The 9,705-nt window shown below is 71.1% G+C and carries 7 protein-coding genes; 3 read left to right on the forward strand and 4 right to left on the reverse strand.

Annotated elements, in window-relative coordinates:
* Window positions 1-136: 136 nt before the first annotated feature.
* Window positions 137-493, reverse strand: a complete 357-nt coding sequence (locus tag ABIC61_RS18360; protein ID WP_260852541.1) for an Rv2175c family DNA-binding protein — start codon at window positions 491-493, stop codon at window positions 137-139.
* Window positions 494-722: 229 nt separating this feature from the next.
* Here ABIC61_RS18360 and ABIC61_RS18365 point away from each other — a divergent pair, with 229 nt between their 5' ends.
* Window positions 723-1,877, forward strand: coding sequence for a LysM peptidoglycan-binding domain-containing protein (locus tag ABIC61_RS18365; RefSeq protein WP_354031056.1), 1,155 nt, complete (start codon window positions 723-725; stop codon window positions 1,875-1,877).
* A 151-nt stretch (window positions 1,878-2,028) separates the two neighbouring features.
* Window positions 2,029-4,053 carry a Stk1 family PASTA domain-containing Ser/Thr kinase gene (pknB, locus tag ABIC61_RS18370; protein ID WP_354031057.1) on the forward strand — a complete coding sequence of 675 codons (2,025 nt, stop codon included), beginning with the start codon at window positions 2,029-2,031 and terminating at the stop codon, window positions 4,051-4,053.
* A gap of 392 nt (window positions 4,054-4,445) precedes the next feature.
* On the opposite strand, the gene ABIC61_RS18375 is transcribed toward pknB, so the two are convergent.
* The 3 genes from ABIC61_RS18375 to ABIC61_RS18385 form a co-directional block, all read right to left on the reverse strand.
* A complete protein-coding gene (locus ABIC61_RS18375; protein ID WP_097179459.1) occupies window positions 4,446-5,831 on the reverse strand; it encodes a class II 3-deoxy-7-phosphoheptulonate synthase in 1,386 nt (461 codons plus the stop codon).
* A gap of 61 nt (window positions 5,832-5,892) precedes the next feature.
* On the reverse strand, window positions 5,893-6,633 hold the full coding sequence (locus ABIC61_RS18380) for a lysophospholipid acyltransferase family protein (RefSeq protein ID WP_144750442.1): 741 nt from the start codon (window positions 6,631-6,633) through the stop codon (window positions 5,893-5,895).
* An 11-nt stretch (window positions 6,634-6,644) separates the two neighbouring features.
* Complete coding sequence (locus ABIC61_RS18385; RefSeq protein WP_079238825.1) at window positions 6,645-7,598, reverse strand: ROK family glucokinase; 954 nt, start codon at window positions 7,596-7,598, stop codon at window positions 6,645-6,647.
* Between the two features lie 121 nt (window positions 7,599-7,719).
* Between ABIC61_RS18385 and ABIC61_RS18390 the strand changes: the two genes are divergently transcribed.
* Window positions 7,720-9,564, forward strand: a complete 1,845-nt coding sequence (locus tag ABIC61_RS18390) for an AMP-dependent synthetase/ligase (protein WP_354031058.1) — start codon at window positions 7,720-7,722, stop codon at window positions 9,562-9,564.
* The last annotated feature ends 141 nt before the right edge of the window (window positions 9,565-9,705 follow it).

Consider the following 9,705-nt stretch of genomic DNA (forward strand, 5'->3'; position numbering starts at 1 on the left):
ACAACACGCTGCCGCCAGGGGGGCCGGGGGCGCCCGTGCTTACTCTCCTGGGGGGGGCCCCCCCCCCCCCCCCCGGCGCGGCGGGGGGGGGGGGCCCCCCCCCCCCCCCCGCCTCCAGTCCGTCCGATGGGGACGTCTACAGCAGCGACTGGGCGATGCGACGCACCTCGGCCTTGCGACCGGCGCGCAGGGCGGCGATCGGCGAGGTGCCGATGATGTCGTCGACGGTGAGCATCCAGCGCACGGCCTCGTCGTCGGTGAACCCGTTGTCGCTGAGGACGGTGAGGGTGCCGCGCAGCTCGGGCAGGGGCTCGCGGTCCTCGATGAACTCGCTCGGCACGCGGAGGACGCCGCCGACGCGGGCCGCCAGCAGGGTCTTCTCCTCGAACAGGCGGTGGATCCGGCCGGGGCTCGTGCTGAAGAGGTCCACCAGCTCGGGGACGGTCAGCCAGCGCTCGGAGAGGGTCAGGTCGTCGACGGGTGCAGCACTCACGTTCCCCATGTTGCCAGAGCCGCAGAAGACCGCACACCGTCACGTTCGTCACATTCGTCACACACGCAACATCCGACTCTCTGGTTGACTTGGGAATCACGCCATGCCAGCGTTGAGCCACCTGTGAGTGCGCACGCGCGCGCACGGCTCACCGCAAGGACAGGAGAAACCCGTGGTCAACGCTGCAGACGAAGACGCCCGGCGCGCACGATCCGCCAGGTTCGCCACCATGCCCATCGTCCTCGCGGGGACGATCGCGGTCACCGCCGGTCTCACCGGGCCGGTCGCACACGCCGAACCGCGCCACGAGGACGACAGCGCCAACAAGCGGCACGTCGACCAGGACCGCAACGTCGGGGACCGTCCGGTCTTCGGTACCGCCGTCGCCCGTCCGTCACAGACCACGGTCACCACCGTCGCTGCCGTGTCGGCTGCGCCCACCACCTACACCGTACGTCAGGGGGACACCGTCTCCGGCATCGCCGCCCGCTACGGCCTCTCCGCGCAGGAGGTGCTCGTGCGCAACGGCCTCGGCTGGAACACGATCATCCACCCCGGACAGACGCTGCACCTCGCCTCGACGCCCGCCGTGACGACCGCGTCGGCCAGCACCGGGTCGTCGGCCTCGGGCAGCTACCACGTCAAGCAGGGCGACACCGTGTCGGGCATCGCGTCCCGGGTCGGCGTGTCGACCACCGCGCTCCTCAGCGCGAACAAGCTGTCCCAGCGCTCGGTGATCTACCCCGGGCAGACACTGCGCGTGCCGTCGGCCGGGGCTGCGGTGGCCGCGCCGGCCGCGACTGCCACTCCTGCCGTCGCCTCGGGCTCGTCCGCGCGCGCCGGCAGCGTCAAGATCGGCACGGGCGACACCATCGCCTCGATCGCCTCCGCCCACGGGGTGACGGTGTCGGCACTCCTCTCGGCGAACGGCCTCACGTACACGAGCACGATCTACGCCGGCAAGACGCTCGTCCTGCCGTCGTCCGGCCCGTCCCTCTCCGCGGAGCAGCGGGGGAACGCGGCGACGATCGTCTCCGTCGGCCGCTCGCTCGGCGTCTCGGACCACGGCATCGTCATCGCCCTGGCCGCGGCGATGCAGGAGTCCAGTCTCCGCAACCTGTCGCACGGCGACCGCGACTCGGTCGGCCTGTTCCAGCAGCGGCCGAGCCAGGGCTGGGGATCCGCGGCGGTGCTGCAGGACCCGGCGACGGCGGCGAAGCTGTTCTTCACCGGCAACCCCGGCCACACCCGCGGGCTGCTCGACATCGCCGGGTGGTCCTCCATGGACGTCACCACAGCGGCGCAGGCCGTGCAGGTGTCGGCGTACCCGAAGGCGTACGCGCAGTGGGAGAAGACCGCGCAGAGCCTGCTGGCGTCGCTCTGAGCCTGGCCGCCCGGCGCGTGCGTCCGGCCGCCCGGCGCGCTTGCCCACGCCTGGCCGCCCGGCGAACCCGAGTCATCCGCAAGATCGAGATTCGGTCACGACCGGTGCGTCAGTGCGGGTCCGTGCAGTCCCCATTCGTAGAATGCCGCCGATGACCACCAACGCCGCCACGGACCCGATGATCGGTCGCATGATCGATCACCGGTACCGCGTACGCTCCCGCATCGCGCGCGGGGGCATGGCGACCGTGTACCTCGCGACCGACGTCCGCCTCGAGCGACGCGTCGCGATCAAGATCATGCACGGGCACCTGGCGGACGACCAGGCGTTCCGCGAGCGCTTCATCCAAGAGGCCCGTTCCGCCGCCCGACTGTCCCACCCGAACCTCGTCGGCGTGTACGACCAGGGTGCCGAGGACGACACCGCCTACATCGTCATGGAGTACATCCCCGGCATCACGCTCCGGGACCTCCTGCAGGAGCACCACGCCCTGACGCCCGAGCAGGCGACCGACATCCTCCGTGCGGTCCTCGCCGGCCTCGCCTCGGCCCACCGCGCCGGCATCGTGCACCGCGACCTCAAGCCCGAGAACGTCCTGCTCGCCGACGACGGCCGGATCAAGCTCGGCGACTTCGGGCTCGCGCGGGCGACGACCGCGAACACCGCTACCGGTGCAGCCCTGCTCGGCACGATCGCGTACCTCTCCCCCGAGCTCGTGACCCGCGGAGCCGCAGACTCCCGCAGCGACATCTACGCGCTCGGCATCATGCTCTACGAGATGCTCACCGGCGAGCAGCCCTACAAGGGCGAGCAGCCGATGCAGATCGCGTACCAGCACGCCAACGACTCCGTGCCCGCGCCGAGTGCCGCCGTCGACGGTGTGCCGCCGGAGCTCGACGACCTGGTCGCCTGGGCCACCGCGCGGAACCCCGACGACCGACCGAGCGACGCCCGCGAGATGCTCGACCACATGTCGGGCAACCAGCAGCGCGCGACGGGGCAGTACCGCACCGCCGTGCTGCGCCCCGAGAACGCGACCGCCATCCTGCCGGCCGGCAGCGCCTCGCCGTCGTCGGCGGACTCCGGCGACGCCACGACGATCCTCGAGCCCGCCGGTGCCACCGGCGGACAACGGCCCCCCGCACGCGGCGGCCGGAACACCCCCGGACCGCGCCGCACGGGGTCGCAGCCCGGAGCGCTCTCCCCCGCCGGTCAACGCCTCGCCGACAAGTCCGCCAAGCGCCGGAAGCGCGGCTGGATCGTCCTGGTCGTCGTCCTCGTGCTCATGGCCATCGGCGGGTCGATCGGCTGGGCGCTCGGCCCCGGACCGTGGGGCAACGTTCGCATCCCCGAGGTCGCCGGCAAGTCCGTGTCCCAGGCGCGCCAGCTGCTCGAGGCACAGGGCCTCCACACGGCATCGACGACCGCCACCCGGTTCGACGCCGTCGTCGCGAAGGGCCAGGTCTCCACGACGAAGCCCGCCGCGAAGCGCGAGGTCCGCAAGGGCACCGCGATCCAGATCGTCGTGTCGAACGGCCCGAAGATGATCTCCCTGCCGGCCATCGTCGGCCAGCCGATCTCCACCGTCACCGCCGCACTCGACGACGACTTCCAGCTGCAGGACGACCAGTACCAGTTCTCCGCCGACGCAGCGAAGGACACCGTCATCGCGGCCACCGGCCTCGGCACCGACGGCGCGACCATCGACCTCTCGAAGACGGAGACCTACGGCGAACGCGGCCCCGTCACCCTCACGGTCTCGCTCGGCCCGGTCCCCGACGTCGTCGGCGGGACCGTGGACGAGGCGACCGCCGCGTTCGACGCGGTCGGCCTCACCATCGGCGCGCAGGAGGGCCAGTTCAGCGACGACGTGCCCGAGGGGCAGATCATCTCCGCGAAGGCGCAGGACGACCCCGCGGTCAAGGGCACGGCGGTCGACCTCGTCGTCTCGAAGGGCCCCGCGCCGATCTCGCTGCCCGACGTCCAGGGGAAGACGATCAACGACGCCACCTCGACGCTCGAGAACCTCGGGCTGAAGGTCTCGGTCCCCGACTGCACGAACATCCTGTGCGGCTTCTACGACTGGAAGGCCTCACTGCCCGTCGACTCCACGGACCCGGCGGCCGGCACCACCGTGCACCGCGGCGACACGATCACGCTGGCCTACAAGCAGTAGGCGCGGCGGTCGCGCCCGCCCCGAAGCGGCTCTCTGCCGCGAGAGCGACAGTCTGCCGTGCTGCGCACGGTTCAGAGCCGCCGAAGCGACAGTCTGCCGCAGTGTTCCGGCGGCAGACTGTCGCTTTGACGAACGGGACCGCCCGGTCGGACCCACGGACTGCCGGCGCACGACCCACAGGTGCGCACCCGACGGCCTGGAGGAGCGTGGCGGCGCCGCCATGCGCCTCAAGGCCGTGACGCAGCGCGACCAGTGCATGAACGCGACAGATCCGGCGGAACGCTCACCGTCCGCAACGCGAAAGCGACAGATTCCCGCGTATCTTCCGCGGGAATCTGTCGCTTTGGCGGACCCAGCCAGACGGACGCCCGCCGGCAAGCCGCCGCCGCGCGCTACGCGCGCACGTGCGGGTGGGCGCTGAGCTCCTCGGCGACGAGGAACGCGAGCTCGAGCGACTGCATGTGGTTCAGCCGCGGGTCGCACAGGGACTCGTAGCGGGTGGCGAGGGTGGCCTCGTCGATCTGCTCCGAGCCGCCCAGGCACTCCGTGACGTCGTCGCCGGTGAGCTCGACGTGCATGCCGCCCGGGTACGTGCCGACCTCGCGGTGGGCCTCGAAGAAGCCGAGGACCTCGTCCACGACGTCGTCGAAGCGGCGCGTCTTGTAGCCGGTCGGCGTGGTCAGGCCGTTGCCGTGCATCGGGTCCGTGACCCACAGCGGGTTGGCGTCCATGCCCTTGATCGCCTCGAGCAGCTTGGGCAGCTCGTCGCGGATCTTGCCGGCGCCCATGCGCGTGATGAACGTCAGGCGACCGGGCTCGCGGTTCGGGTCGAGCTTGTCGACCAGGGCCTTCATGTCGTCGACGCTCGTGGTCGGACCGAGCTTCACGCCGATCGGGTTCCGCACACGTGACAGGAAGTCCACGTGGGCGCCGTCGAGGTCACGGGTGCGCTCACCGATCCAGATGAAGTGCCCGGAGGTGTCGTAGGCCAGACCGGAGCGCGAGTCGATGCGGGTCATCGGGCGCTCGTAGTCCATGAGCAGCCCCTCGTGCGACGCGTAGAACTCGACGTGCTTCAGCTCGTCGAAGTCCGCACCGCAGGCGTCCATGAACCGGATCGCGCGGTCGATCTCCTTCGCGAGGTGCTCGTACCGGGCGTTCGCCGGGTTCGACGCGAAGCCCTTGTTCCACGAGTGCACCTGGCGCAGGTCGGCGAAGCCCCCCTGCGTGAAGGCGCGGACGAGGTTCAGGGTCGACGCGGCCGTGTGGTAGCCCTGCACGAGGCGACGGGGGTCGGCCTGGCGGCTCTCCGGCGTGAAGTCGTAGCCGTTCACGATGTCGCCGCGGTAGGCGGGCAGCGTGACGTCGCCGCGCGTCTCGAAGTCGCTGGAGCGCGGCTTGGCGAACTGCCCGGCCATGCGCCCCATCTTGATGACGGGCATCGAGGCGCCGTACGTCAGCACGACGGCCATCTGCAGGATCGTCTTCACGCGGTCGCGGATCGAGTCCGCGGTGGCACCGGCGAAGGTCTCGGCGCAGTCGCCGCCCTGCAGCAGGAACGCCTTGCCCTGCGCAGCGGAGGCGAGGCGCTCACGGAGCTTGTCGACCTCGCCCGCGAAGACGAGCGGGGGCAGCGTGGCGATCTCGGCCGACGCGGCCTCGGCAGCTGCGGCGTCGGGCCACGTGGGCTGCTGCTTGATCGGGAGCGTCCGCCAGTAGTCGAGGCCCTCGATGACGTCCGGATCCTGCAGGGCGACGAAGTCGGTCGACTCGAACAAGGGTGGTACCTCGGTGTTCTCGAAGGGGTGACGCTCCACCGGTCGGCGGGGCCTTCGAATCCTAACGTGCCGAGGCGTCCCGACCATTCCGCGTGACCTTGCCCCGGAGGACCTGCTCGCGCGCGGTGCTCGCCCGCTCCTTGACACTCGTCGCGTAGACGTCGTCGTACTCCTGGCGGCTCAGGCCGGCGAGTGCGTGCATGACCTCGTCGGTGACGCTGCGGAGGATGAAGCGGTCGGTCTCGAAGCCCTCGAACCGGGAGAAGTCGAGCGGCTTGCCGAACACGACGCCGACGCGCTTGAACTTCGGGATCCGCTGCCCGATCTGCTGGACCTCGCGCGTGCCGACCATGGCGACGGGGACGACGGTGACCCGGCCCTCGAGGATCATCCGGGCGATGCCGGTGCGGCCGCGGTAGAGCTTGCCGTCCGGGCTGCGGGTGCCCTCGGGGTAGATGCCGAGCTGTTCGCCGCGCGCCAGGACCTGCAGCCCCGCACGGAGCGAGGCCTCTGATGCCTTGCCGCCGGAGCGGTCGATCGGGAGCTGGCCGATGGCGTTGAAGAACGTCTTCGTCAGCCAGCCCTTGAGTCCGCGCCCGGTGAAGTAGTCGCTCTTCGCCAGGAACGACACGCGCCGGTCGAGCACGGCCGGCAGGATCACCGAGTCGATGAACGAGATGTGGTTCGAGGCGAAGATCACCGGACCCTTGGCCGGAACGTTCTCACGACCGACGACCCACGGCCGGAAGAGGGTGAGGATGAGCGGACCGAGCAGGAAGTTCTTCAGCAGCCAGTAGGTCATCGTCGACTCCGTCAGGCAGTGCGGGCGTGGATCCGGGCGAGGTCGGCTGCGCCCACGACACCGGCGTCGTTGACGAGCTCGGCGATCACGAAGTCCGGCTCCGGGTGGTACCCGCGGGCCGGGAGGTTGTTGAGGTACGCCTGCTTGATCGGGTCGAGCAGCCGGTCCCCCGCGCTCGCGACACCGCCGCCGAAGACGAACAGCTGCGGGTCGAGCACGGCGGACAGCGAGGCGCAGGCCTCGCCGAGGTGCCGACCGAGCCGCCGCAGGGCCGCGAGGGCACCGGGGTCGTCGGCCAGGATCAGGTCGCCGACGATGTGCCCGTCGAGCTCGCCGCCGTTCGCCTCGCGCGCCTCGGCCAGTGCCTGCCCGATGCCCCCGGCGTCCGCGACGTCGTTCGCCATGCGCTGCAGGGCGCGACCGGAGCCGTACTGCTCGATGCAGCCGCGCGCGCCGCACCCGCAGGGCAGGCCGTTCGGCACGATGCGGAGGTGTCCGATCTCGCCGCCGGTGCCGAAGCCCCCGCGGAACAGTCGGTCCTCGGTCACGATCGCGCCGCCGACACCGGTGCCGATCGTGAGCATGGTCATGTCGGACACCAACCGACCGGCACCGAAGCGGAACTCCGCCCAGCCCGCCGCGTTGGCGTCGTTGTCGACCGTGATGTGCAGGTCGCCGATGCGCTGCTGCAGCTTCTGGCGCAGCGGCTCGTTCCGCCAGCGGATGTTCGGCGTGTAGTAGACGATCGACTGCGATGCGTCGATGAAACCAGGGGCGGCGACGCCGACCGCGCTGACCTCGTTCGCGGCGCGCAGTCGCGAGACCATCGCGACGACGTCGTCCAGCATGGCGTCCGGGTCCGCAGCGTTGGTGGCCACCCGGTCCTCGGCGACGATCTCGCCCAGTTCCGTGACGACCGCACCCGCGATCTTGGTGCCCCCGATGTCGATTCCGATGGCGTGCACGAGGGTCGAGCCTACCGGTTCCGTGCGTCCACATGGAACGCACGCCACCGCGCCCTATGCTGGCGGTGTCGCCTCGAGGATGAGGCGCACTCGAATCGAACCGGCCGACAAGGGAGTCACCGTGAACGATCAGCGGCACCCAACCCCGATCACCGCACCCGACCACGGCTCAGCCGCGCGCCTGCTCTCCGAGCGGGCCAGGAAGACGCCGGACCGGCCGATCCTGGCCGAGCGCCACGGCGACACGTGGACCACCATCACCGCGGCCGACGTCCACCGTCGGGTCCGCGGGATCGCGAAGGGCTTCGTCGCCGCCGGCCTCGAACCCGGCGCCCACGTCGCGATCCTGTCGCGCACACGCCTCGAGTGGACGCTCGTCGACTTCGCCGTGTGGACCGCCGGCCTGGTGTCCGTCCCCGTGTACGAGACCAGCTCCCCCGACCAGGTGCGCTGGATCCTCTCCGACTCCGAGTCGGTCGCGATCGTGGTCGAGCAGGAGGAGCACGCACGCCGGGTCGCCTCCATCGCGCCGGACCTGCCGCACCTCGGGCAGCACTGGACGATCGACGGCGGCGGCCTCGACGACCTGACCCGCCTCGGCGAGGACGTCACCGACGCCGAGCTCGACGCCCGCACCGCCGACGTGCACGGCCACGACGACGCCACGATCATCTACACGTCGGGCACCACCGGCCGGCCGAAGGGGTGCGTGCTCCGGCACGACAACTTCACGGCGACCGTCGAGGGAGCCTCCGAGGCGATGCCCGAGGTCGTCGCGGACGATGCCTCCACGCTGCTGTTCATCCCGATGGCCCACGTCTTCGCGCGGTTCATCGCCGCGATGAGCGTCGCCGAGGGTGTCCTGGTCGGCCACGAGCCCGACACGAAGGACCTCATGCAGGCGGTGTCGACCTTCAAGCCGACGTTCCTGCTCGCCGTCCCGCGCGTGTTCGAGAAGATCTACAACTCCGCCGAGCAGAAGGCTGACCTCGGCGGCAAGGGCAACATCTTCCGCGCGGCCGCCCGGACCGCCGTCGCCCACTCCGAGGCACTCGCGAAGGGGAAGGTGCCGCTCGGCCTCGCCCTGCGGTTCAAGCTGTTCGACAAGCTCGTCTACGCCAAGCTCCGTGACGCCATCGGCGGACGCGTGCAGTACGCGATCAGCGGCTCGGCCCCGCTCTCCCCGCGGCTGTCGCACTTCTTCCGGTCGATCGGCGTGCTCATCCTCGAGGGCTACGGCCTCACCGAGACCACCGCCCCCGCGACCGTGAACCGCGCCGGCGAGCTCCGGATCGGCAGCGTCGGCCGCGCGCTCCCGGGCGTGGAGATCCGGATCGCGGACGACGACGAGATCCTCATCCGCGGCGTCGACGTGTTCGACCGCTACTGGCGGAACGACGAGGCGACCGCGAAGGCGAAGCCCGACGGCTGGTTCCACACCGGGGACCTCGGACGGCTCGACTCCGACGGCATCCTCACCGTCACCGGGCGCGCCAAGGAGCTCATCGTCACGGCGAGCGGCAAGAACGTCGCCCCGGCACCGCTCGAGGACGGCATCCGCGAGCACCCGATCGTCGGCCAGGTCGTCGTCGTCGGCGAGGGCAAGCCGTTCGTCGCCGCCCTCGTCACGCTCGACCGGGACATGCTCGGCGGCTGGTGCGAGACGCGCGGGATCACGCCGGCGCTCACCCCGCACGAGGCCGCCTACGACGAGCGGGTCCACCAGGCCGTGCAGGAGGCCATCGACGCCGCCAACCAGCGCGTGTCCCGGGCCGAGTCGGTGCGGTCGTTCACCATCCTCGACACCGACCTCACGGAGGCGTCCGGCCACCTCACGCCGAAGCTGACGATCAAGCGGTCGGTCGTGGTGAAGGACTTCGCCGCGGACATCGAGCACATCTACTCGGGCTCGAAGGTGCAGACCACGGCGACGCCCGTCGTCGAAGGTCGCCGCCGCCGCGGCTAGGGGCAGAACGCAACCGCCTGGAGGCCCGGGGGGGGGGGGGGGGGGGGGGGTTATAGCCCGACAAGGGGTGGGGGACTCTAGACGGCCGGCCCCCACCGCCGGGCGCGCCGGGGGCGGGAGGTGTCCGGGCGTGGTCTAACG

It is taken from the genome of Curtobacterium sp. 1544 (assembly GCF_040544915.1).
Classification (GTDB): domain Bacteria; phylum Actinomycetota; class Actinomycetes; order Actinomycetales; family Microbacteriaceae; genus Curtobacterium; species Curtobacterium pusillum_C.